The organism is Sorangium sp. So ce726, from assembly GCF_051521405.1.
Classification (GTDB): Bacteria; Myxococcota_A; Polyangia; order Polyangiales; family Polyangiaceae; genus Sorangium.
This window is the reverse complement of the sequence record NZ_CP150349.1, coordinates 5,244,702-5,267,413: the sequence shown is the minus strand read 5'-3', so window position 1 is coordinate 5,267,413 and position 22,712 is coordinate 5,244,702. Positions and strand designations below refer to the sequence as shown.

Genomic DNA, 22,712 nt, shown 5'->3' with positions numbered 1-22,712 from the left:
GCTCAGCCCGACTTGGCGCCGGGCTCCGGCGCCGCCTTGGAGCCGCCCAGGCACGCGGGAGAGCGGAAGTCCGCGCCCCCCTGCCGCTCCCACTCGTCCGGCGTCATCGCGCGGATCGTCAGGGCGTGCAGCCCGGAGCGGAACTCCTCGCGCACCAGCTCGTTGACCCGGCGGTGGCGATCGAGCGGGCTCAGGCCCCGGAATGCCTCGCTCACCACGAGCACCTTGAAGTGCGTCTCCGAGCCCACCGGCACGCTGTGCATGCGGCTCTCGTTCTCCACCTCGATGTGCACGGGCTCGAGCGCGCGAACGAGCTTGCCGTGGATCGACTCCTGCTTCGTCCCTGTCGTCATGGCCGCGCGAAGCTTACCCTCCGCCGCGCCGCCGGTCACCCGTGGGACGCGGCCGCTCGCCGACAACGGGATCGCCCGGCGCCCCGCCGACGGATGAGCCGCACGGCGCGCCCCGGCCGAGCGTCACTTCGCCTGGGGATCGGCGCGCGGCAGACCTCGCTCATCGAACAGGAGAGCGATGTCGACGTGGAACTGCGCCCTGCGAGAGGACGGCGGCGCTTGATGGGAGCTCGGTGGCGCCTGATGGGAGCTCGGTGGCGCGCGATGCGAGCTCGGCGGCGCCTGATGGGAGCTCGGCGGCGCGCGATGCGAGCTCGGCGGTGGCGCGGCATAACCGCCGTGCGACTCGCCGTCCTGCGAGCCCATCGCGAGCACCTCCCGCTGCGGGGACGCCGCGCCTGGCTGCGGGCCGATGTTCTGCTCCCACGGCTGCGCGTCACGCTGCTCCCATGGCTGCGCGTCACGCTGCTCCCACGGCTGCGCGTCGCGCTGCGCGGCAGGCGACGGAGGCACCTGCCGCGGAAGCGCATGCGCCGCCGGCGTATCCCGGCGCGGAGCCACGCCGGCCTGCTGCCGCGAGCTCGGAACGGCCTGTTGCGACAGCGGCGCCGACGTCTCTCGTCGTGCAGACGTCGCCGCCGGCGCCTCCCGCCGCGCGTAGGCCCCGGCCTGCTGCGAGCCAGCCACCGGCGTATCCCGCCGTGCGTATGCCTCGGCCGGATGCGAGCCAGCCAGCGGCGTATCCCGCCGCACGTACGCTCCGGCCGCCGGTGATGCCTGCACCGGCGCCTCCCGCCGCGCGTGGGCGCCCCCCCTCGCGGAGGGCGGCACCGACACGTCCCGGCGCGCAACCACCGGGCCTGCCGGCGGCGGCGGCGGCAGCGGCGTCGGAGCGGGCAGCTCACGGCGCGCACGCGACGAGGGCGGCCCCACCATGACCCCCAGGCGCTCCGAGCGCGGTACGGGCGCCTCGCGCGGGCGGTGCGCCGCCTCCCCCGGCGCCTCTGCGCGTGAGCGCTCCGGCCGCTGCGCAGCCACCGCAGCCGCCACGCGCTCGCGGTACGCGAGCTCCTGCGCGCCTGCGCTGCGCGGCTCCTGCGCGCCCGCGCTGCGCGGCCCGGAGCGCGGCAGCGGCGTCGCCTCGGGGTCGCGCCGCGACGCCGGGTCCGCCTTCATCACCCCGATGGTCAAGCGCTCCGAGCGCGGCACCGACGCGCTCTCGTCCGCCGGCATCATCGAGTAGCGACCGGGCGTCAGCTGCCGCGAGCGCTGCTTGCGGCTCTCGCGCGCCGCCGTGGCCAGCAACGCCCCGAGGTCGTCTTCCACCATCGTTTCGTCGACCCGCACGAGCGTGCTGACCACGTCGCGCGCGATCTCCTCGAACGCCTCGGGAGCGAGCGCGTAAGTCGATGACGTGACCACGATGACCACCGGCCGACGCTCTTCCGCGAGCGCGGCGGCCATCGATACCGGGCACGCCTTGACGATGATCCCCACATCCATCGCCGCCGCCTGGCAGCGCTGGAGCAACGCCTGATCGCCGCCGATGAGAAGGGCCGTCGGGATCTGGGCGCGAAGCGTGGCGTCAGAGATTCGCGGCATCGGTCCAGGGATCCTAACCCCGCTGCCGCACCCAGAGGTCAGGAAAATCCTGTCATCGGACATTCCACGTCATGTCTGGACAACGAGCTCAGCCGATGTGGGGTACTGCGCGCCGCCGGATCACCTCACGGATGCGTAGGTGCCGTGGGCAACTCGGTGAGATGGCATGCGGCCCAGTGCCCAGGGCGACGCTCCTCCAGCGGCGGGGCCTCGGCGCTGCACCGGTCCATCGTATAGGGACAGCGTGTGTGGAAATGGCACCCTGACGGCGGGTTCAGCGGACTCGGCACTTCGCCGACGAGGGGAAGGCGGCGGCGCGTGCGCTCCACGTCGGGATCCGGGATCGGGATCGCCGACAGCAGGGCCTGCGTGTACGGATGTTGCGGCGAACGAAAGAGCTCGTCTGGGCGAGCGCGCTCCACGATCCGGCCGAGGTACATCACCGCGATCTCGCTTGACAGGTGGCGGACCACGGCGAGGTCGTGCGCGACGAACACGTACGTGAGCGAGAGCTCGCGCTGGAGCGACGCGAGCAGGTTGACGATCTGGGCCTGGATGCTCACGTCGAGCGCGCTGACCGGCTCGTCCGCGATCACGAGCTTCGGCTTCAGGGCGAGCGCGCGGGCGATGCCGATCCTCTGCCGCTGGCCGCCGGAGAACTCGTGCGGATAGCGCCGCATGTACGAGGGCGAGAGCCCGACGAGCTCCATGAGGCGCGCCACCTCGCGGAGCGCCTCGTCGCGCGACGAGACGAGGCCGTGGGTGGAGAGCGGCTCGGCGATGAGATCGTGGACCGTCATGCGCGGGTTCAGGCTCGCGTACGGGTCCTGGAAGATCATCTGCATCTCGCGGCGCGCCTTCCGCAGCGCGCCCGGATCGAGCGTCAGGATCTCCTGGCCGTCGATCTTCACGCTCCCCGACGTGGGCGGGACGAGGCGGAGGATGCCCCGGCCCGTCGTCGACTTGCCGCAGCCGGACTCGCCGACGAGGCCCAGCGTCGCGCCGCGGCCGACGTCGAACGAGACGCCGTCGACGGCGCGCACCGTGCCGACCTGCCGCTGGAGCAGGCCGCGGCGCACCGGGAAGTGGACCTTGAGATCGCGCACCGAGAGCAGCGGCGGGGGGGTTGCGGCGGTGGTCATGGCGCTCGTCCTGCGACGTCCTCGACGTGGCACCGCACGACGTGCAGCGCCTTCCTGTTGCCTTCGCCCGAGACGACGCGCGGCGGCGGCGCCTCCTCCCGGCACGCCGCGATCGCGTGCGCGCAGCGCGGGTGGAACGGGCAGCCTGGCGGCAGGCGGGCGAGCGAGGGCGGCATCCCGGGGATGGGGACCAGGTCCGCGCCGCGCGCGTCGTCGAGCCGCGGGATCGAGCGCGACAGGCCGATCGTGTACGGGTGCCGGGCGGCGTGGAAGATGGCGCCGACGGGGCCCTCCTCGACGATGCGCCCGGCGTACATGACCGCGACGCGATCGGCCATCTTCGCCACGACGCCGAGGTCGTGCGTGATGAGGAGGACGGCCGCGCCGAGCGCCTCCTTCCGCTCCCCGATCAGGTCCAGGATCTGCGCCTGGATCGTGACGTCGAGCGCCGTCGTCGGCTCGTCGGCGATCAGCAGATCGGGGTCGCACAGGAGCGCCATCGCGATCATCACGCGCTGCCGCATCCCGCCCGAGAGCTGGTGCGGGTAGTCGTCGATCCGCGACGCCGCCGCGGGGATCCCGACCGCCTGCAGCATCTCGACGCTGCGCCGGCGCGCCTCGGCGCGGCCCATCCGGCGGTGGAGCTCCAGCACCTCGATGAGCTGCTCGCTCACCCGGAGGTAAGGGTTCAGCGACGTCATCGGGTCCTGGAAGATCATCGCGATCCGGTCGCCGCGGACGCGCTCCATCCGCGCCTCGCTCGCCTCCACGAGGTCCTCCACGACGCCGCCCTCGGACTCGAGCAGGATCTGGCCGCCGACGATCCTGCCCGGCGGGTCCGGGATGAGCCGCAGGAGGGAGAGGCTCGTCACGCTCTTGCCCGAGCCGGACTCGCCGACGATGCCGAGGACCTCGCCGCGATCGAGGCTGAAGGAGATGCCATCGACCGCGCGGACCACCCCCTCCTCGGTGAAGAAGTGGGTCTTCAGGTTCTTGACCTCGAGCAGCATGGTCCGTGCGGGTGCGCGCGTCCCGGAGGAGGAGCGCGGCGCCCTTCAGTCCTTTCGGATGCGAGGATCCAGGGCGTCGCGCAGCCCGTCGCCGAGGAAGTTGAAGCAGATCAGCGTGAGCGCGAGCATCGCCGCCGGGAAGATGAGCTGCCAGGGGAAGAGGTCCATGGCGTCGGCGCCGGTGGACGCGAGCAGGCCCCAGCTCGACAGCGGCTCCTGCGTGCCGAGGCCGAGGAAGCTCAGGAACGCCTCGGTCATCATCACCTCGGGGATGGTGAGCGTCGTGTAGACGATGATCGGGCCGACCGCGTTCGGCACGAGGTGCCGGAAGATCAGCGCGGCGTGCCCGACGCCGATCGAGCGCGCCGACTCGATGAACGGCTGGTTGCGCAGCGCGATGACCTGGCCGCGGACGATGCGGGCCATCGTGAGCCAGGAGATGCCGCCGAGGGCCGCGAAGACGACGACGATCTGGAAGATGGGGAAGTAGCTCGGGTCCGACGGCTCCTTGACGAAGAGGCCGAGCGCGACCTTCCAGGCGCGGTAGAGGACCGTCTGGTCGTTCGCGAAGAAGACCATCAACAGGATGACGAGGATGAGGAACGGGAACGTGTAGAGCACGTCCACGATGCGCATCATGATCGCGTCGACCTTGCCGCCGAAGTAGCCGGCGATCCCGCCCCAGCTCACGCCGATGACGAAGCTCACGAGCGTCGCGACGATGCCGACGGCGAACGAGATGCGCCCGCCGAAGAAGACGCGGGCCATCAGGTCGCGGCCGAAGTAGTCGGTGCCCATCCAGTGGGCGAGCGACGGGGGCTGCGCGCCGAGCTTGAGATCCGCCTTGTCGTACCGGTAGCTCGACAGCTCGGGGACGAGGATGCAGGCGAGGATCATCGCGACGAGCAGGACGCCGCAGGCGACCGCAGCGCGGTTCTTTCGGAGCCTCCGCCACGCGTCGCGACCGAGGCTCGAGCCCTGCTCCAGCGCGTCGAGCCGCAGCGGGCCGGCCGGGCCCGGCGCGGCGCCGCCGGCGCCACCAGGGGCGGCGGGCGGTTCGCCGGGGGCGGCGGGCTGCGGGAGGGCGGCGTGGAGCATGGTCAGCGCAGCTCCACGCGCGGGTCGATGAAGGCGTACGCCACGTCGACGATCGCGTTGAAGAGCATGAGCAGGAAGCCGTAGACGAGCATGACCCCCATCACGAGGTTGTAGTCGCGGTTCGTGGCCGCCTCGACGAAGTAACGGCCCATGCCGGGGATGTTGAAGATCTTCTCGACGACGAGGGAGCCGACGAGCAGGCCGCTGAAGCCGGGGCCGAGGAAGCTCACGACCGGGAGCAGCCCGCCCCGGAGCGCGTGCTTCAGGACGACCTTGCGCTCGGAGAGCCCCTTGGCGCGCGCGGTGCGGATGAAATCCGAGCGGATCACCTCGAGCATCCCGCCGCGCGTCAGCCGGGCGATGTAGGCCGCGACCGGGAGCCCGGCGCAGATGACCGGCAGCACCATGTGCCGCCACGTCTCCCAGCGCGCCACCGGGAACCAGTAGAGCTTGAGCGAGAAGACGAGCATGAGCAGCGGGGCGAGCACGTACCGCGGCACGCTGAGGCCGACCATCGCGACCCCCATGGCCGCCGTGTCCTTCCAGGTGTTCTGGCGGATGGCGCCGATGATGCCGAGCGGGATTCCCATCGCGAGGGCGAAGAGCATCGCCCAGCACCCGAGCTGCATCGACACGGGCAGGCTGAGGGCGATGATCTCGTTGACGGTGCGGTTCGGGTACTTGAACGTCGGGCCCAGGTCGCCTTTGGTGACGAGCGCAAGGAGCCAGTCGCCATACTGCTTCAGCACCGGATCGTTCAGGTGGTACTTGGCGTCGAGCTGCCGCTGGACCTCGACGGGCACGGCCCGCTCCTGGTCGAACGGGCCGCCCGGCACGATGCGCACCAGGACGAACACCAGGGTGGCGACGAGGAAGAGCGTGGGGATGATGGAGAGCAGCCGCTTGATGGCGTAGGTGCTCACGGCGCGCCGCCTCCCGGTCGTCGAGCCGCGCCGTTCGCCTCGTCAGCCCGCCGCCTTCCGTGGATCCCGAGCGATGTCACGAGGTGCCTCCGTGCTGCCTTCCGTCAGCGCGGCGCCCGCCGCGAGGGCGCGCCGCGACCTCCCGCATATCACGGAACCGCCGGTCGGCCGCGGCGTTTCGCGCGGCGCGTCGCACGTCGCGCGGCGCGGTCGAGGCGGCCTGCGCGCTCTGCCCGGCGTTCATGCGCGCCTGTTCACGGTTACCCCTTGAGCTTGCCCTCGTCGCGGAGCTTCACGAGCTCCCTGTAGCCGCCTTCGAGGACCCCGGCGACGAACACCATGGGGAACGTCGGAAAGCCAGCCCAGAGCTTGATGGCGAGCCGCTCCTTCCACCTGGAGAGGTAACTCCCGTACTCCAGGTAGGTATATTTCACGCCCGCTCCGTCGAGCAGCTGGCGCGCCTTCTTCACGAAGGGATTCTGGGCCATCCCGACGACAACCACCTGATCGCGGCTCACCGTCGCCGCGACCTCATCGACGATGGACCGATGAAAGTTGGCGATCTGCGACTTCACCGTGTCCGAGACCTTCTCGGGAGCAAGCGTGGAACGTTCAGCCATGGAATGAGCACCTCCGCGCCGGCAGCCTACCGGCCCGAAGACGACACGGTCAACGGCCGGATCAGCCAGAGATTGCTCGCGTCGAGCGCACGTCTGCACGCCTGAGAGAGAACGAGAGAACCAGCGGAGCGCGCGCAGAGGGGCCTCACTCCCCAGCTCCTCCACGGCTCGAATCGCGCTTCCGCGCGACGATTCCGTCCGCTACGGGATGAGCAGCACCTTGCCCGTCGTCGCCCGCCCGGCGAGCGCGCGGTGCGCCTCCGCCGCCTCGGCGAGAGGGTACGTGGCGCCGATCGAGATCGTGAGCTCGCCGCGCCCGATCGCGCCGAGCACGTCGGCGGCGCGCTCGAGCAGCTCCTCGCGCGTCGTGGTGTAGTGGCCGAGGCTCGGCCGCGTGAGGAAGAGCGACCCCTTCTGGTTCAGGATCTGCGGATCGAACGAGGGCACCGGCCCGCTCGACTGGCCGAAGAGCACCATCGTGCCGCGCAGGCGGAGCGCGCCCAGGCCCTTCGCGAACGTGTCGCTCCCGACGCCGTCGTAGATGACGTGGACGCCGGCGCCGCCCGTGAGCCGGCGCGCCTCGGCCTCGAAATCGGCCTTCGTGTACAGGATCACCTCGTCGGCGCCCGCGTCTCGCGCGAGGCGCGCCTTCTCCTCGGTCGAGACGGTGCCGATCACGCGCGCGCCGAGCCGCTTCGCCATCTGGCACAGGAGGAGGCCGACCCCGCCCGCGGCCGCGTGGATGAGGCACGTGTGGCCGGGGCCGAGCGGGAACGTGGAGCGCACGAGGTACTGCGCCGTGATGCCCTGGAGCATCGCGGCCGCGGCGCGCCTCGCGCCGACGCCCTCGGGCACGGGGACGAGCTTCGAGGCCGGGATCCGGACGTGGGTCGCGTACGAGCCGGGGCCGCCGGTCCACGCGACCTCGTCCCCTTCCCTCACCTCGGTGACGGACGGCCCCACCGCCTCGACGCGCCCCGCGCCCTCGAGGCCGAGCGGGATGGGCGGCTCCAGCTTGTACTGGCCGCTCCGCTGGTAGATGTCGATGAAGTTCACCCCCGCGGCCTCGACGCGGACCACGGCTTCCCCCGGACCCGGCGTGGGCGTGGGGAGCTCTTCCAGCTTCATCACCTCGGGGCCGCCTGCGGCTTTCGGTCGGATCGCGAGCATGGAGCCCATGTTGTCGAGCCGCGCTGGGCCGTCAAGCGACCGGCGCGATCATCGACCCGCCTCGACGCGCATCGAACCCATTGCTGTCCCGCGCACGCCGTGGATGATGCCCCCATGGCTCTCCATCCTTCCGAGTCGCTCCCCGCGAGCAACGCCTCTCCCGCCTCGCCCTCCTCCGCGCCCCCGCCTGTGACCGCCGCCTCGGCCGGCGCAGGCCGAGCAGACGCGACGGCCGCGCCGTTTCCCGCGGACTTCCTGTGGGGCACGGCCACCGCGGCCTATCAGATCGAAGGCGCCGCGAGCGAGGATGGCCGGACGCCCTCCGTGTGGGACGTCTTCTCGAAGACCCCTGGGAAGGTCTTCGAAGGGCATACCGGAGACGTCGCCTGCGACCACTACCACCGCTACAAGGAGGATGTCGGGCTGCTCGCCGAGCTCGGCGTCAAGAGCTACCGCTTCAGCGTCTCGTGGACGCGCGTCCTCCCGGACGGCACGGGCAAGGTCAACCCGAAGGGGCTCGACTTCTACGATCGCCTCGTCGACGAGCTCCTCCGCGCCGGCATCGTGCCCATGTGCACGCTGTTCCACTGGGACTTCCCCCAGGCGCTCCAGGATCGCGGCGGGTTCCTCCAGCGCGACGTCGCCGACTGGTTCGCGGACTACACGACCGTCGTTGCCCGGCGTCTCGGCGATCGCGTGCCCTGGTGGGTGACGCAGAACGAGCCGCAGGCGTTCATCGGCAACGCGCTCCTCAACGGGGTCTTCGCCCCCGGGCTCAAGCTCCCCTACCGGGAGTACCTGACCGCCGCCCACAACCAGATGCGGGCGCACGGCAAGCAGGTCGACGCGCTGCGCGCCGCGACCAAGGCGGCGAAGATCGGCTACGTGCTCGCCACCCAGGTGCAGCGCCCGGCGACCGAGGACCCGGCAGACATCGAGGCGGCGCGCGAGGCGATCTTCTCGGTCCATGACAAGAACCCGTGGAACAACGCCTGGTGGATCTGTCCGGTGCTCGAGGGGCGGTATCCGGAGAGCGGCCTCCGGCTCTTCGGCGACGACATGCCCGAGTTCCCCGCCAGCGACTTCGACCAGATCAAGCGGCCGATCGACTACCTCGGGCTCAACATGTACTCGTCGGGCACGTGGCGGCAGGGCAAGGACGGCAGTCCGGAGCGCGTCGTCTCCCCGCCGGGCTACCCACGCGGGACGCTCGACTGGCTGCAGATCGTCCCCAGCACGCTCTACTGGGGATCGAGGTACTTCTGGGAGCGGTACAGGCTGCCCATCGGGATCACCGAGCACGGCCTGGCGACGCGGGACCAGGTCTTCCTCGATGGCAAGGTGCACGACCCGAAGCGCATCGACGTCATGCACCGGTATCTGCTCGGCCTGGCGCGGGCAGTCCAGGAGGGCGTCCCGGTCGTCGGGTACTGGGCCTGGTCGCTCCTCGACAACTTCGAGTGGGCCGAGGGCTACAAGGATCGCTTCGGGCTGGTCTACGTCGATTACGCGACGCAGCGACGGATCCCGAAGGACTCGTTCTCCTGGTACCGAGAGGTCATCGCGAGCGGCGGGCGCTCGCTCCTCGGGCCGACCGCCGTCGCGTGGGACAACGTGACCGGCTGATCCCGGCGGCCCGCGGCCCGGTCCCACCCCGGGCCGCGCGGCCCGCCGCCGCACTGCGCTGTTGCGCGCCACGATTGCGGTACAAAGCGCGTCCCTCGCGCGCACCAGCGTCGAGTTCCGGCTTTCCCGAGGGCCTCATCCGTGCCCGCCTTCAACGATGATATCGTCGCGGCGAGGGAGGCAGGGATGAACAGAAGAGTGTCTTACTTGAGGTATCTTTCTCTGGCGGCCGTGCTGGCCACGCTCGGATGCAGCGTCAGCGTGGACGATGGGGAAGCGACGTCTGGGAGCGGCCCGGAGACGGGGGAAGGCGGCGCTGGCACCAGCAGCAGCAGCAGTATCAGCACCAGCAGCAGCGCCAGCGTCGGCGCTGGGGGCAGCGCTCCCGTGTGCGAAGCGGGTTGCCTAGCGCTCGATTTCGCCCGCCAGTTCGACAACGTTGATCCCTACGCTCTCGCCGTCGACACGGACGGGAACATCCTCGTGACGGGAGGCTTCGATGGCACCGTCGACTTGGGGGGCGGTCCTCTCGTGAGCACGGGCAACATCGACGCGTTCGTCCTCAAGCTCGATCCGCTCGGTAACCACCTTTGGAGCCGGCGGTTCGGCGATCTCTCCTCCGTGATCGAGACCCAGATCGGGATGGCCATCGCGGCCGATGCGTCAGGAAATATCGCGGTCGGGGGCCGGTTCGGTGGAACGACGGATTTCGGCGGCGGCCCCCTGACGAATGGGTGGAACTCGAGCGGCTTCGTCGTCCTGCTCGACGCATCAGGACAGCACCTCTGGAGCAAGCACTTCGGAGACGAGTCCGTGGCGGTCCGCAGCGTCGGCTTCCATCCGGCGGGCGGCGTCGTCGTCGCCGGTGACTATGCGCGAAACGTGGATTTCGGCGGCGGGCCATTGCCCAGTGTGACAACGCCAACCGCCTTCGTCGCCAGGCTCGATGCCTCGGGCGGCCACCTCTGGAGCAGGGGCTTCGGCGGGCCGGGAGGCTCGAGCGCCGAGACCCTCGCCCTGGACGCGGCAGGGAATATCGCCGTCGGGGGGAGCTTCCATCACTCCATCGACTTCGGCGGCGGCCCGCTCTACGTCGCAGGGCCCTCGGGGCCGAACGCGCCGTCTGACATCTTCGTCGCCTCGCTCGGTCCAGACGGCGAGCACCGATGGAGCCAGCGGCTCGGCGGCGTCGATGGTGACGATCACGTCGCCACGGTCGTGGATGGGGCAGGCGGCGTGGTCACTCTCGGCTCCTTCTTCACGACGTTCTCGGTCGGCGGCACCACGCTGACGGGCGACGGGAGCAGCGTGTCCGTCACCAGGCTCTCCGCCGACGGCTCCGCGATGTTCGCCAGGAGCTCCGCGAGAGCGGAAGCGCTCGCCACCGACGCCGCCGGCAACACCTGGCTCACCGGCACCTTCCTCGAGGGAACGGACCTCGGTTGCGGTACGCTGCCCACGAAACGCGTGGGCATCTTCGTCGCGGGGCTCGACCCGCGCGGCGATGACTTCTGCAACGTCGCGTTCGAACCGTCCGAGTACGGAGAGGACGGAGCACTATCCCAGATCGCCCTCGACCCCACCGGAGCCCTGGTCGCCGTCGGGAAGTTCAAGGGCACGATTGATTTCGGCGCCGGGCCGATCTCGAGCCCCAGAGCGACGGAATCGATGATCCTCGTGAAGCTCATCCGTTGACCGCGCCGGGCTCGGCGCCGGGCATGGAGTCCCTTCTCCATGGACAGCAGCGCGGCCCGTCAGGCGTCGCGTCGAGGAGGAACGCAGCGCGCCCCAACAGGACGGGTCGCGCTGCATTCCATGGTCAGCCGGGTTTGCGGCCGATCGCGATGTTCGCCGTCACCGGGACACGCACGGCGCCGCCTGGTTCGGCGAAGGAGTCGATGACGGCGCGCAGCGGTCCGCGTAGCCGAGCGCGCCCATCGCCGTCCAGCGCCGCGTAGAGGTGCATGAGGCGCAGGATCTCGTCGAGATCCGCCATGACGCGGTCCACGGAAGATCCGCCCCACGCGCCGTCGACCGCGTGCACGGCGACCTCGCCGCACCCGGCCCCGATCATCTCCGCCTTCAGGCCCTCCAGCGAGCACAGCACCGTCATGCCCTGGGGCGGCGGATGGATCGGCGCCTCCGGGAAGGTGCGGCGATAGGCCTGCAGGAAGAGCGGCCCCGGGCCTGCCCCCTCCGGGCTCGACCAGGTCGCCACGATGACCCGGCCCCCGGGCCGGGTCGCGCGGACGAGCTCGGCCATGCCGCGACGCCAGTCGGGAAACATCATGACGCCGAAGACGGAGCAGCTCGCGTCGAAGGTCGCGTCCTCTACCTCCAGCGCCTGCCCGTCCATCACCCGCGCCTCGCTCCCGGCGAAGGGCTGCAGTCGCTCGCTCAGGCGCGCCGCCATGCCGCGCGAGATATCGGTCGCGAGCACGCGCGCGCCCGCCTCAGCCGCGGCCAGCGACAGGGCGCCCGTCCCTGCGGCGACGTCGAGCACGCGCTCGCCATGTCCGATCCCGCCCGCCAGCGACAGCGCCGCGCGCGCGAAGCCCGCCGTCAACGGCTCGGCCCAGCGCTCGTAGCTGGCCGCCACGGCGGTCCAGTGCGCTTCGTCGCTGAAGTTGAGTGGTTCAACGCGGTTGGTCATCGGCCAATCCTCTTGTCATCGATCATGGGAGAGGAGCCTGTCACCGCCCGAGGAGCGCGTCACTGGCGGCGCTTTCGGTGGATCTGGCCTCCTTTTCGATCGCCCCACCTCTCCCGCCGCCAGGCGCCAGGTCACGGCGCGGGCGGCCCGCTCCGCAGGATTGTCGCTGGCGCCCTTTCGTGCTCCCCTGGGATCGCGGAGGAGCCCCGTGGCATCGGTCGCTCCCTCGCCGGTGGGACGCGCAGCTCGGGGTCCTCCCCTCCGCCGACCGCCGGCCCGTCAACGCAGTCGTGTGGAGGCTCCCATGTCGATCGCCGGTCCCCTCTTAGGAATCGTGATCACCGTTGTCGTGCTGGGCGTCATGGCCGTGGTGTTCGTCACCGTCTTTCTGCCCATGATGAAAAACGCGAACAAGATGCTCGCGGGCGCGAACGAGATGATCCAGGCCCAGACGGCGGCCGCCAACCTCCGCATGACGGGCCTGCCCGCGCAGGCCCGCGTGCTCATCGTCCAGCCCACCGGCACGATGATCAACTACCAGCCGCAGTGCCGGGTCGACCTCGAGGTGTATCGCCCGAACGCGCCGCCGTACCGCGCGGCCATCCTCGCGGTCATCCATCAGATGGCGATCCCGCGCGTGCAGCCGGGCCTGGTCGTGCCGGTCAAGATCGACGCCGCCAACCCCAACAACATCGCGCTCGACGTCTGAATCGCCCGCACGCTCGCGGAGGATGTCCCGCGGTCGGATGACGGGCTCAGGCCTGCGAGAGGTCGCGGCGTGAGCCCGGATGCCTCACAGCGGGATGTCGACGGGCACGAAGCAGGAGATGTTGGTCTCGATGCGGAAGTTCGACCCGTCGGTGTGGCGCTCCGCGTGGAAGATGTCCATCGCGTAGCTGTTGCCCGGGAAGATGCCGAGGTCCTGGGCCTGAGCATCGAAGTCGATGATCCCCGTCTCCGGCCCGTGCATGCTGCCGAGGTCGAGCGCGAGCTTGCCGTTGATGAAGATCCAGATGTCGTCGTCGCCCCGGAAGGTGAACGTCTGGCCGGCGACGTAGCCGAACATCAGGTGGATCTCGGTGGTGAAGAGGAAGTTCTGTCTCTTGCCGTTGTTGGGCGGGGTGATCCCGAACCCCTCCTCCGGCGCCAGCGGGAAGAAATCCGCGCTGTCGAACACGTACTGCCCCGATCCGGGCGGCGACTCCTGGAGCGCGAGCTCCTTGGGGAACGTCATGTTCACGCCCGCCACGTCCCGGTACCACTGGTTGAAGCTGTCCTCGCTCGTGATGGTCTTCTGATTGCCGACCCCGTCCCTGCAGCCGAGCGGGGTAGTCATTTCGGCGAAGCAGCCCACGGAGTCGAGGAACTGCGGCTTCAGGTCGCCGTCGAGCGCCGGCTTGATGAGCTGGCGGCGGACGACGTCGCCCCTGAAGCTTGCCATCTCGAAGTCGGGGTGCGTCTCCTTGAAGTCGCGATAGGTGACATCGAGGACGCTCTTGCAATCGCTGCCGCCGGCGCCCCCGGCGCCGGCGCTCGCGTTGCCCCCCGTGATGGTCCCGAAGTCGTCGCCGGTCGAGCTGCTAACGCCGCTCGTGGGCGTCCCGCTGCTGCTCGCGGGCGTCCCGCTGCTGCCGCCGGATCCAGAGGTCGGGCCGCTGCTGTCGTCGGGCGTCGAAGAGCACGCCAGGGCTACGGCTGCGAACGTCAGAAGAAAGAAAGAGCGAGGGTACATGGTGCACTCCTAGGGTGCAGTAGCACAACCATATTTCGTGGCTTTTGTCAACCACGTCTCATGGCGATCGCGCGGTGAAGCACTGCGGCAAGCGTTGCGACAAGCGTTGCGACAAGCTCGCGGAACATGCCTTGTTCGATGGAACAGGCGGCGGCTGCGGCTCTTCCCCGCGCCTCTCTCGCTTCCCTCGCCTCTCTCGCTTCCCTCGCTTCCCTCGCTTCCCGTCCTCGCTTTCACACCTGTCGAATCCGGCCACCTCCCTGGGCGGGCTCAGGCTCAGACGAGGCGGTGTCCCCCGTCGACGCGCAGCACCTCGCCGGTGGTGAACCCGTTTCCCATGAGGAAGAGCGCGGCGTGGGCGATGTCCGCGGGCGCGCCGACGCGCCCGACCGGGAGGCGGCGCGCGTGCTGCTCGAAGCGCTCCTGCTTGGCGCCGCCCGCGAGGGAGTCCCAGACCGGCGTGTCGACCCAGCCCGGCGACAGCGCGTTCACGCGCACCGGCGCGAGCTCCACGGCCAGGGCGCGCACGAGCGCCATGAGCGCCCCGTTGACGGCGGCCACGACCGCCCCGCTGGGCCCCGGCCGCTCCGCCGCGATCCCGGCCGTGAACGTGAGCGAGCCGCTCGGATCGAGCCGCGCGTGCTTGGCGACGTGGAGGGCCGCCACGAGCTTCGAGTCGATCACGCGGCGCGCCGCGGCGATGTCCAGCGCGCGAATCGGCTGATAGTGACCCTCCACCGCCGTCACCACCACATGGCGAGCCGGCGGATGCTCGTTGAACAGACTCCGCACCTCGGCCTCCTGCGTCGCGTCGGCCGCGAAGGTGCGCACCCGGCGCGGCTCCCCGAGCTCGGCCGCGGCGCGCGCGAGGCGCTCGCGCGAGCGGCTCACGAGGGTCACAGGCGCGCCCCGCTCGACGCAGGCCCTGGCCACGCCGAGGCCGATGCCCGACGAGCCACCGATGACGACGACATGCTGATCTTCAAGGTTCATGAGCGAGGGGTAGCGCGCGCGCCTCGGGTAAACCATGGGACGCTGTGGCATGCTCCGTCCCATGAACGGGATGATCTCCCTCGAGGACGTGCGGCTCTTCGCGGCCGTCGCTCACCACCTGAGCTTCGTGGAGGCGGCGCGGCGCACGGGCGTGCCCACGAGCACCGTGAGCCGCCGGGTGGCGCTGCTGGAGGAGGCGCTGGGGGTGCGGCTGCTCCAGCGCACCTCCCGCCGCGTCGGCCTCACCGGCGAGGGCGCGCGGCTGATCGAGCGCGCCGGGCCGCTGCTCGACGAGCTCGGCTCGGTGCTCGACCGGGCCGCAGATCGGGAGGACGAGCCCGCGGGCAGGCTCCGGGTGACGGCGCCCGTGATGACGGGCGCGCAGCGGATCGCGCCGGCGCTGTTCTCCTTCGCCGCCCGGCACCCGCGCCTGTCGCTGGAGCTCACGCTCACGAACGCGGTCGTCCCCCTGGTCGAGGAGGGCATCGATCTCGCCTTCCGCGCCGGGCCCGTTCAGGACGCCGACCTCGTGGCGCGGCGCATGTGGTCGCTCCCGTACGCGCTGGCCGCGTCGCCGCGCCTCATGCAGGACGCGCTCAAGGGCCGCTCGCGGCTCGCGCGCGCGTCGCTCGGGTCCGTGCCCGCGGTCCTGAGCCACCCCGGCGCCGCATGGCGCCTTCGCCGGCGGGACGGATCCATCGAGGAGGTCCGGCCGCGCCCGCAGCTCTGCGTGAACGATCCGCGGGTGGCGATCGCCGCTGCTGTGCAGGGGCTCGGCGTGGTCTGCGCTCCCCGCGAGGTGATCGAGCAGCAGGGCAAGGCGCTCGTCGAGCTCACGATCACGGGGCGCACGGTCGAGCCCCGCGAGCTCTTCGCGGTGTACCCGTCACGGCGGCTGCTCTCCACGCGGGTGCGGCTTGCGATCGACTGGGTGATGAAGCACCGCTGACCGCCCCGGCGCGCGGCGCTGCCGCGCTCAGGACACCTGGAGCTCGATCCGCTGCCAGTCTGCCGCGACGTCGATCTCGACGCCCCCATCGATCGCACGGTGCGACCTGGCCCCGACCACGGAGCGCGGCGCCGGCACGCCGTGGACGCGGATCATCTCCACCTGGCGCGCGAGCGGCAGATCGCCCGTCGCGTTGCGCTCGAGCGCGAACGTGGCGCCGTCGAAGGCGCCCTCGATCCGGGTGACGCGCGACGCGCCGTGGCCGTCGCCCTCGTCCTCATAAAGGCAGCCGCTCACGCGCTCCGCCGCGTGGATGTGCCACGTGATCTCCTCCCAGCTCGCGCTCGTCGTGTGCATCCGAGGTGCGGTGAGCGCCACCGCACCTCCGGCGCGCAGCCACACGGGGACCACCTCGAGCGGCGCATCGGCGATCACGTGGCGCCCGCCCTGATCCACGCTCCCCGCGCGCTCCAGGTTCGCGAAATCCATCCATGCGCCGGCGGGCAGGTACACCAGCCGCTTCGACTGCCCTGGCCGCACCACCGGCGCCACGAGCAGATCGCCGCCGAACAGGAGCTGATCGAAGGCGTGGAGCGCCTCGGGGTCGTCCGGCGCCGCGAACGACAGCGGCCGCAGGACCGGCAGCCCCGTCTCCGCCGCCTCGTGCATGAGCGTGTACAGGGTCGGCAGGAGCCGGTAGCGCCGCTCGAGCGCCGCGCGCGCGAGGCCGAGGTACGGCTCGCCGAAGCGCCAGGGCTCCTGCGCTGGCCTGCCCCTCGCCGCGTGGTTGCGCATCAGCGGATAGAACAGCCCCGCCTGCATCCAGCGCACGAGCAGCTCGCCGTTCGCGCGCCCCGTGAAGCCCGGGATGTCCGCGCCCACGAACGGCACGCCCGAGAGACCGAGGCCGATCAGCATCGGGATGGACGCCTCCAGGTGCGTGAAGTTGCTGGCGAAGTCGCCCGTCCACACCGCGGCGTACCGCTGGATGCCGGCGAAGGCGGCGCGTGTCAGCACGAAGGGGCGCCGCTCCGGCGCGTGGCGCGCGAGGCCCTCGTGGGCGGCCCGCGACATGCCGAGTCCATAGACGTTGTGGACCTCGAGGTGGCGACGGGCGCCGTGGCGCGCGTCGTCGGGGAGCGTGCTGCCTTCCATGGCGCCGAGGCCCGCGGTCCGCCCGCCGCTCGGCGCCGGCAGGCCCCTGTCGGGGCGGACGGAGAAGCACGCTGGCTCGTTCATGTCGTTCCAGATGCCGGCGATGCCCGCGTCGATGAAGGGCTTCTGCAGATCGCCCCACCAGCGCTGCACCTCCTCGCGCGTGAGATCCGGGAAGACCGCCGGGTCGGGCCAGACCTCTCCCACCAGGGTGCCGCCGCGAGGCAGCCGGACGAGGTAGTCTCGCTCTCTCGCCTCCTCGTAGACGGCATATCCCTCGTCGGCCTTGATCCCCGGGTCGACGATCGTCACCAGCTTGACGCCCTCGGCCGCGAGCTCGCGCGCGAGCCGCGCCGGGTCGGGGAAGCGCGAGCGGTCCCAGGTCCAGACCCGATAAGCATCCATGTAATCGATATCGAGGTGGACCACATCGAGGGGGAGGCCGCGCGCTCGGTAGCCGCGGACGACGCCGCGCACGTCGTCCTCCGTCTCGTAGCCCCAGCGCGACTGGTGCGCCCCGAGGCTCCAGAGGGGCGGCATGGCCGGGCGCCCGGTGAGCGCGGCGTAGCGCCGGAGGACGTCGGCCGGGTGCGGGCCGGCCAGGAGGTAGACGTCGAGCTCGGGGCCCCGCGACTCCCATTCGATCCGGGTCGGGTCGTTGAGGGCGATATCGACCTCCGAGCGCCACGGCTCGTCGAGGAAGAGGCCCCAGGCCACCCCGCCGCGGAGGGCGATGAAGAAAGGAATGGAGGCGTAGAGCGGGTCGGACTCCACGTGCGGCGGGAAAGCATCGGTGTTCCAGAAGGTGAATCGCAGGCCGCGCTTGTCGAGCGGGCCGACCTTCTCGCCGAACCCGAGGTAGGCCTCGCCCGGCGGCGCCGCGAGCGAGAGCCGGGAGCGGAGCTCGTCCACGGGGAACGCCGGCCGGACCTGGCCCGAGACGGCCTCGCTGCGCGCGAGGGTGCGGCCCTCTGCGTCGCTGAAGATCCATGTGCCCGAGGCGAGCGAGATCTCGAGAGAGGCACCGTCCGCGCTCACGTGGACGGCGTCCCCCTCGCGGCGCGCCGAGAGCGGCAGCGTCCCCTCTGCCACCACGGCGAAAGAGCGTTTGGGGGGCAGCTCGGGGTGCGTGAAGCTGGTCGCGGCAGACGAGGGGGCGTGGCGCACGCGCAGCACGCCGGGGCCTGGACAGCTGATCTCGACCGCGGCGCGGGCGCCCCAGAGGAGCACGCGCGTCGCGCCGATCGAGGCGTCGGTGAGGAGCATGGCGCGAATCTACCCGGGCCTGCCCGCCCTCGCCACGATCGCCCATGAACGGCCGAGATGCCGTCTCGGTGGGTCCTTCCCTTGTTGACCTGGCGCCCGCCGAAGCAGGCGAATGGGCTGGCGCCGCGAAGGGCGCCCCGGGTTTGGATCCTGTCATTTCGACACGCACCGCCGGCGTGCTACGCCGCGTTGCTCGCGTTTCTGCGGTCGCCTGGCCTTGACGGCACCCGCCCGCGCCGTACTCCTCGACACCATGAGCAAGCCGCCCATCCTGCTGGTGCACGGCATCTGGGATTCAGCGGCGCGCATCGACTGCCTGCGCGCCGGGCTTGCGGCCCGCGGCGTCGACCGCGCCCGCGCCTTCGATCTGGTCCCCAACGACGGCCGGGCGTCCATCGAGCGCCTCGCCGCCCAGCTCGACGCCGCCGTCGAGGCCACGCTCGCCGGGGCGCCTGGCGGCGCGGTGGACGTGGTCGGCTTCAGCATGGGCGCCCTGGTGACGCGCTATTACATCCAGCGCGGCCGGGGCCGCGCGCGCGTCCGGCGCTTCGTCTCCATCTCGGGCCCGCACCGCGGCACGCTCAACGCCATGTGGCTGTCCCACGAGGGCGTGCAGCAGATGCGCCCGGGCAGCCCTCTTCTACGCGACCTCGCCACGGACCCGGATCCCTGGGGCCCGGTCGAGGTGCACGTGCTCTACACGCCTTTCGACGTGATGATCGTCCCCGCCCGCTCCAGCGAGCTCCCCGGCGCCCGCACCACACGCGCCGTGCCGGTCGCGCTGCACCGCTGGATGCTCTCGGACCGGCGGGTGCTCGACTCGGTAGCGGAGCTGCTGGAGCGCTGAGCGCCCGGCCCGCTGTAAGGGTCGCGCTCCGGGATCGCTTACTGCCCCCCTCCCAACCGCCCGGGCGGCGGCAGCTCCAGCACAGGCGGCGGCTCTCCGGCCGGCCCCTTCTGCCAGTCCGGGTCGATCCAGAGCCATTTGATGAGCTGCGTGTTCCGCGCGTTGGGGATGAACCCCCTCACCCACGGCTTCACCAGGGTCGGCTTCTCCTCGAAGTAGAGCGGTATCCTGCACATCCCATCGAGCGCCCGCCGCTCGGCCGCCCGGTAGCGCCGGATGCTCTCCCCGAGATCGGCCGTCGCGGCCGCCTCGCCTACCGCCTTGTCGAACTCGGCGTCTGCCCAACCGCTCCGGTTCTGGGGGCTCTGCGACAGGAACGTCCCGAGCCACGTCTGCGGATGGTTGTAGTCGGCCAGCCAGCCCAGCCGGATCACCTGGAAGTTGCCGTCGCGGAGATCCTTGAGCATCACCCGCCACTCCTCGCTCCGCAGCGTCGCGGAGACCCCGAGGTGGCGCTTCCACATGTCCTGGATGGCCACGGCGACCTGCGCGTGCCCCTCCCCCGTGTTGTAGAGGATCTCGAGCGGCGGAAACCCCTTCGCCCGCAGCTCGTCTCCCTCGCGGACGACCTCGTACCCGGCCTCGGCGAGCAGCGCGCGGGCGCGCGCCGGGTCGTGGCCGACGTCGGAGATCGAGAACGGATCCACGCCGCGCGCCCTGTCCTCCGCCGCCTGCTCGGCATAGCCGGATCCGGTGATGTCGGGCACGTAGTGGGTCGCCGGCTTCCCGAGCCGCGTGATCTTCTCGACGAGCTCTCGCTTGTCGATCGCGAGGTTCAGCGCCCACCGGACGCGCGGATCGTCGACCGGCGGCCTCCTCGTGTTGAGCTCGTAATACACCGTGGAGAGGAACTCGGTGCGCCGGAGATCCTTCTTCCCGGACAGCCAGCCGAGGTGGTCGTACGGGAGCTCGCAGTTGTCTCCCAGGTAGTCGATGTCCCCCGCCTTGTAGAGCTGCAGGGTGGCGTTGTACTGCGCGATCTCCATCCAGACGATCCGGTGGATCCTGAGCGCGTCATGGCCCCAGTACGCCGGGTTCCGGTCCATCGTGATCTCGTACCGGAACTTCCACTCGTCGAGCCGATAGGGCCCGTTGACCACCATGTTCTCGGGGCGAAACCAGAGCTCCGGCTCGCCGCGCGCCTCGAACGGCTCGACGACGTCGCGGCGCACCGGGAACAGGGTGACGAAGCTCGTGAGATCAGTGAAGTACGGCGTCGACTGCTCGAGCTCGACGTCGAGGGTCTGGTCGTCGCGGGCCCGCACGCCCACGGCGGTGTCGTCCTCCACGAGCGAGGACGAGGCGACGAACCCGGTCACCCCGCCGGAGCCTGAACGCGGCGCAGCGCGAGCGGCTGGGGCCATGGCGGGGTCGTACGTGGGGAGGCTCGTGTGGGGCGCGACCAGCGCGTACGCGGCGCCCTCCACGGGCGCGAGCAAGCAGCCCGGGAGGAAGCCGCGGCCCGCTGGCCCCTCGATCTCGAACCAGCGGTCGGCCGCGCCGTTGCAGGCGACCTGCGGGCCGCCCGCGAGGAGCGCGACCTCGGCGCCCCGCCACCCGCCGCCGGGGGTGGCGTCGCGCGGCGCGGGCGGCGGGGTCGCGCCGGCCGCGTCGAACGAGAGCCGCTCGCCGGCGCCGGTCGCCTCGTCGGGCTCGACGTACGTCACCGAGGTCACCCCGGTGGGCGGCGCCGGCAGGGGCGCCACCGCCGACGTCACCCGGGCGGGCGACTGGCCGAGCACGACAACGAACGCCCCCTTGGACAGCTCGAGCGCGGGCGGCGCGTCGGGCCGCGGCGCGCGGCGCAGCGTCGCGCCCTCGCGCAGCGCCTTGAGCTTGCCCAGGTTGAAGAGCTCGCCGTTCTTGAGGACGTGCAGGTTCGTCGCGGCGAGCGAGGCCGTCGACGGGCGCAGCACGCGCTTCCACGCGTACTCGAAGTCGTGCGCCGTCACCGGCTTGCCGTCCGACCAGCGCGCCTCCGGCCGCAGGTGGAACCGGAAGAACCGGTTGTCGTCGCTCCGCTCCCAGCGCGCCGCGACCCCCTGCGCGGCGTGGAGATCGCCGGGCGCGTAGCTGGTCAGCCCCTCGAACATCTGGTGGAGCAGCGTGAAGCTCACCGTGTCCACGGCCTTGCCGGGATCGAGGTACTCCGGCTCATCGCCGTTGTTGACGTAGAAGGTCGTGACGTCCTTGCCGACGCGCGCCGTCGTCCCGACGTAACCCTCGGTCTCGCCCGCGCAGGCCGCGAGCGGGCACGAGAGGGCCACGAGCAGGAGAGCGCCGCTGCGGCGCGAGGGCACAAGCACTAGTTCCACCCGCCAGAAGTCTGGCCAGGGATCGGCAGAGAGAGCTCAACGCAATGGCACAATGGCGCAATGGCGCAAGAGAAAGAACAATTGCCGTGCATTCTTGCGTCTTTGCGCTCTTGGCGCCTTTGCGTTGAGCTCTCTCTCCGCTCGCAATGCAGATCCCGGGTGGGGCTTCTGATCCGCGGTGCTAGTCGGCGAACCCCTTCGGGTTCTGCTCTTGCCAGCGCCAGCTGTCGCGGCACATGGTCTCGAGATCTCGCTCCGCGCGCCATCCGAGGAGCTCCACGGCGCGGGCCGGATCCGCGTACACCGAGGCGACGTCCCCGGGGCGGCGCGCCACGATCTCGTGGGCGACGCGCCTCCCGCTGACCTTCTCGAACGCGGCCACCATCTCCAGCACGGTGTGTCCCCGCCCGGTGCCGAGGTTGACGGTGAAGCTGTCGCCGACGGTGAAGATGCGGTTCAGCGCGGCGAGGTGCCCGAGCGCGAGGTCGACCACGTGAATGTAGTCGCGCACGCCGGTGCCGTCCGGCGTCGGCCAGTCGCCCCCGAACACCCGGAGCTTGTCGCGCCGCCCCACCAGGACCTGCGTGATGAACGGCGTCAAGTTGTTCGGGATCCCGTTGGGATCCTCCCCGATGAGCCCGCTCGAGTGGGCGCCCACGGGGTTGAAGTAGCGCAGCGACCCGAGCGACCAGCCCCCGGTGGCCGCCACGTCGCGCAGGATCTGCTCCACCATGAACTTGGACTGCCCGTAGGGGTTGGTCGGCCCGAGCCGGCTCCCCTCGTCGAGCGGCACGCGCTCGGGATCGCCGTACACGGTGGCGGACGAGCTGAACACCAGCTTCCGCGCGCCCCGCGCGTCGAGCGCCTTGAGCAGGCACACAGTCCCCGCGACGTTGTTCTCGTAGTACGAGAGCGGCTTCTCGACCGACTCGCCGACGGCCTTCAGCCCCGCGAAGTGGATGGTCGCGTCGATCGGGTGCTCGGCGAGCAGCCGATCCAGGAGCGCCGCGTCGCGGATGTCGCCCTGGATGAACGTCACCTGCTTCCCGGAGATCCGCTCCACCCGCTCCACCGCCGCCTTGCGGCTGTTGCAGAGGTTGTCGAGGATCACCACCCGGTAGCCCGCGTGGAGGAGCTCCACGCAGGTGTGCGAGCCGATGTAGCCCGCGCCTCCGGTGACCAGGATCGTCTTGCTCAT

The 22,712-nt window shown here is 71.1% G+C and carries 19 protein-coding genes; 5 read left to right on the top strand and 14 right to left on the bottom strand.

Annotation, left to right across the window (positions count from 1 at the left end; genetic code table 11):
* Positions 1–2: 2 nt before the first annotated feature.
* From WME79_RS19590 to WME79_RS19555, 8 genes are all read right to left on the bottom strand, one after another.
* Positions 3–353 carry a BolA family protein gene (locus WME79_RS19590; RefSeq protein ID WP_437538080.1) on the bottom strand — a complete coding sequence of 117 codons (351 nt, stop codon included), beginning with the start codon at positions 351–353 and terminating at the stop codon, positions 3–5.
* A 123-nt stretch (positions 354–476) separates the two neighbouring features.
* Entirely contained in the window at positions 477–1,955 is a 1,479-nt protein-coding gene (locus tag WME79_RS19585) for a hypothetical protein (RefSeq protein WP_437538078.1), read from the bottom strand.
* A gap of 125 nt (positions 1,956–2,080) precedes the next feature.
* Positions 2,081–3,097, bottom strand: coding sequence for an ABC transporter ATP-binding protein (locus WME79_RS19580; protein ID WP_437538076.1), 1,017 nt, complete (start codon positions 3,095–3,097; stop codon positions 2,081–2,083).
* Positions 3,094–4,107 carry an ABC transporter ATP-binding protein gene (locus tag WME79_RS19575; RefSeq protein WP_437538075.1) on the bottom strand — a complete coding sequence of 338 codons (1,014 nt, stop codon included), beginning with the start codon at positions 4,105–4,107 and terminating at the stop codon, positions 3,094–3,096. Before WME79_RS19575 ends, WME79_RS19580 begins: the two co-directional genes overlap by 4 nt.
* Before the next feature lie 45 nt (positions 4,108–4,152).
* Positions 4,153–5,205, bottom strand: a complete 1,053-nt coding sequence (locus WME79_RS19570; RefSeq protein WP_437538073.1) for an ABC transporter permease — start codon at positions 5,203–5,205, stop codon at positions 4,153–4,155.
* 2 nt (positions 5,206–5,207) lie between these two features.
* A complete protein-coding gene (locus tag WME79_RS19565; RefSeq protein ID WP_437538071.1) occupies positions 5,208–6,128 on the bottom strand; it encodes an ABC transporter permease in 921 nt (306 codons plus the stop codon).
* Between the two features lie 260 nt (positions 6,129–6,388).
* Positions 6,389–6,748 carry a glutaredoxin domain-containing protein gene (locus WME79_RS19560; protein WP_437538069.1) on the bottom strand — a complete coding sequence of 120 codons (360 nt, stop codon included), beginning with the start codon at positions 6,746–6,748 and terminating at the stop codon, positions 6,389–6,391.
* Between the two features lie 201 nt (positions 6,749–6,949).
* Positions 6,950–7,918 carry a quinone oxidoreductase family protein gene (locus WME79_RS19555; RefSeq protein ID WP_437538067.1) on the bottom strand — a complete coding sequence of 323 codons (969 nt, stop codon included), beginning with the start codon at positions 7,916–7,918 and terminating at the stop codon, positions 6,950–6,952.
* 114 nt (positions 7,919–8,032) lie between these two features.
* On the opposite strand from WME79_RS19555, the gene WME79_RS19550 reads away from it, so the two are divergent.
* Both WME79_RS19550 and WME79_RS19545 read left to right on the top strand, forming a co-directional pair.
* A complete protein-coding gene (locus WME79_RS19550) occupies positions 8,033–9,544 on the top strand; it encodes a GH1 family beta-glucosidase (protein WP_437538066.1) in 1,512 nt (503 codons plus the stop codon).
* Positions 9,545–9,751: 207 nt separating this feature from the next.
* Positions 9,752–11,239 (top strand): hypothetical protein, encoded by a 1,488-nt coding sequence (locus WME79_RS19545; RefSeq protein ID WP_437538063.1) that lies wholly within the window; start codon positions 9,752–9,754, stop codon positions 11,237–11,239.
* Positions 11,240–11,363: 124 nt separating this feature from the next.
* Here WME79_RS19545 and WME79_RS19540 read toward each other — a convergent pair whose 3' ends face one another.
* The gene (locus WME79_RS19540) at positions 11,364–12,197 is read right to left on the bottom strand and encodes a class I SAM-dependent methyltransferase (RefSeq protein WP_437538060.1); all 834 of its coding nucleotides are present in this window, start codon (positions 12,195–12,197) and stop codon (positions 11,364–11,366) included.
* A gap of 304 nt (positions 12,198–12,501) precedes the next feature.
* Here WME79_RS19540 and WME79_RS19535 point away from each other — a divergent pair, with 304 nt between their 5' ends.
* Positions 12,502–12,906 carry a hypothetical protein gene (locus WME79_RS19535; RefSeq protein ID WP_437538057.1) on the top strand — a complete coding sequence of 135 codons (405 nt, stop codon included), beginning with the start codon at positions 12,502–12,504 and terminating at the stop codon, positions 12,904–12,906.
* An 84-nt stretch (positions 12,907–12,990) separates the two neighbouring features.
* Here WME79_RS19535 and WME79_RS19530 read toward each other — a convergent pair whose 3' ends face one another.
* Both WME79_RS19530 and WME79_RS19525 read right to left on the bottom strand, forming a co-directional pair.
* A complete protein-coding gene (locus WME79_RS19530; RefSeq protein WP_437538054.1) occupies positions 12,991–13,929 on the bottom strand; it encodes a fibro-slime domain-containing protein in 939 nt (312 codons plus the stop codon).
* A gap of 276 nt (positions 13,930–14,205) precedes the next feature.
* Complete coding sequence (locus tag WME79_RS19525; protein WP_437538051.1) at positions 14,206–14,958, bottom strand: SDR family oxidoreductase; 753 nt, start codon at positions 14,956–14,958, stop codon at positions 14,206–14,208.
* Positions 14,959–14,971: 13 nt separating this feature from the next.
* On the opposite strand from WME79_RS19525, the gene WME79_RS19520 reads away from it, so the two are divergent.
* Positions 14,972–15,871, top strand: a complete 900-nt coding sequence (locus WME79_RS19520; RefSeq protein WP_437538049.1) for a LysR family transcriptional regulator — start codon at positions 14,972–14,974, stop codon at positions 15,869–15,871.
* Between the two features lie 27 nt (positions 15,872–15,898).
* Here the strand turns inward: WME79_RS19520 and WME79_RS19515 are convergent, their stop codons facing one another.
* The gene (locus tag WME79_RS19515; protein ID WP_437538046.1) at positions 15,899–18,292 is read right to left on the bottom strand and encodes a glycoside hydrolase family 31 protein; all 2,394 of its coding nucleotides are present in this window, start codon (positions 18,290–18,292) and stop codon (positions 15,899–15,901) included.
* A gap of 253 nt (positions 18,293–18,545) precedes the next feature.
* Here WME79_RS19515 and WME79_RS19510 point away from each other — a divergent pair, with 253 nt between their 5' ends.
* Positions 18,546–19,139, top strand: coding sequence for an esterase/lipase family protein (locus WME79_RS19510; RefSeq protein WP_437538043.1), 594 nt, complete (start codon positions 18,546–18,548; stop codon positions 19,137–19,139).
* Positions 19,140–19,177: 38 nt separating this feature from the next.
* Here the strand turns inward: WME79_RS19510 and WME79_RS19505 are convergent, their stop codons facing one another.
* Both WME79_RS19505 and galE read right to left on the bottom strand, forming a co-directional pair.
* Positions 19,178–21,514, bottom strand: coding sequence for a peptide ABC transporter substrate-binding protein (locus WME79_RS19505; protein ID WP_437538040.1), 2,337 nt, complete (start codon positions 21,512–21,514; stop codon positions 19,178–19,180).
* 181 nt (positions 21,515–21,695) lie between these two features.
* Positions 21,696–22,712, bottom strand: a complete 1,017-nt coding sequence (gene galE / locus WME79_RS19500; RefSeq protein ID WP_437538037.1) for a UDP-glucose 4-epimerase GalE — start codon at positions 22,710–22,712, stop codon at positions 21,696–21,698.

What these genes read in the sequence shown, in the direction of transcription:
- WME79_RS19590 (WP_437538080.1), bottom strand. Translation starts at nt 353, where the DNA reads ATGACGACAGGGACGAAGCAGGAGTCGATCCACGGCAAGCTCGTTCGC.
- WME79_RS19585 (WP_437538078.1), bottom strand. Translation starts at nt 1,955, where the DNA reads ATGCCGCGAATCTCTGACGCCACGCTTCGCGCCCAGATCCCGACGGCC.
- WME79_RS19580 (WP_437538076.1), bottom strand. Translation starts at nt 3,097, where the DNA reads ATGACCACCGCCGCAACCCCCCCGCCGCTGCTCTCGGTGCGCGATCTC.
- WME79_RS19575 (WP_437538075.1), bottom strand. Translation starts at nt 4,107, where the DNA reads ATGCTGCTCGAGGTCAAGAACCTGAAGACCCACTTCTTCACCGAGGAG.
- WME79_RS19570 (WP_437538073.1), bottom strand. Translation starts at nt 5,205, where the DNA reads ATGCTCCACGCCGCCCTCCCGCAGCCCGCCGCCCCCGGCGAACCGCCC.
- WME79_RS19560 (WP_437538069.1), bottom strand. Translation starts at nt 6,748, where the DNA reads ATGGCTGAACGTTCCACGCTTGCTCCCGAGAAGGTCTCGGACACGGTG.
- WME79_RS19555 (WP_437538067.1), bottom strand. Translation starts at nt 7,918, where the DNA reads ATGCTCGCGATCCGACCGAAAGCCGCAGGCGGCCCCGAGGTGATGAAG.
- WME79_RS19550 (WP_437538066.1), top strand. Translation starts at nt 8,033, where the DNA reads ATGGCTCTCCATCCTTCCGAGTCGCTCCCCGCGAGCAACGCCTCTCCC.
- WME79_RS19540 (WP_437538060.1), bottom strand. Translation starts at nt 12,197, where the DNA reads ATGACCAACCGCGTTGAACCACTCAACTTCAGCGACGAAGCGCACTGG.
- WME79_RS19535 (WP_437538057.1), top strand. Translation starts at nt 12,502, where the DNA reads ATGTCGATCGCCGGTCCCCTCTTAGGAATCGTGATCACCGTTGTCGTG.
- WME79_RS19530 (WP_437538054.1), bottom strand. Translation starts at nt 13,929, where the DNA reads ATGTACCCTCGCTCTTTCTTTCTTCTGACGTTCGCAGCCGTAGCCCTG.
- WME79_RS19525 (WP_437538051.1), bottom strand. Translation starts at nt 14,958, where the DNA reads ATGGTTTACCCGAGGCGCGCGCGCTACCCCTCGCTCATGAACCTTGAA.
- WME79_RS19520 (WP_437538049.1), top strand. Translation starts at nt 14,972, where the DNA reads ATGCTCCGTCCCATGAACGGGATGATCTCCCTCGAGGACGTGCGGCTC.
- WME79_RS19515 (WP_437538046.1), bottom strand. Translation starts at nt 18,292, where the DNA reads ATGCTCCTCACCGACGCCTCGATCGGCGCGACGCGCGTGCTCCTCTGG.
- WME79_RS19510 (WP_437538043.1), top strand. Translation starts at nt 18,546, where the DNA reads ATGAGCAAGCCGCCCATCCTGCTGGTGCACGGCATCTGGGATTCAGCG.
- galE (WP_437538037.1), bottom strand. Translation starts at nt 22,712, where the DNA reads ATGAGCAAGACGATCCTGGTCACCGGAGGCGCGGGCTACATCGGCTCG.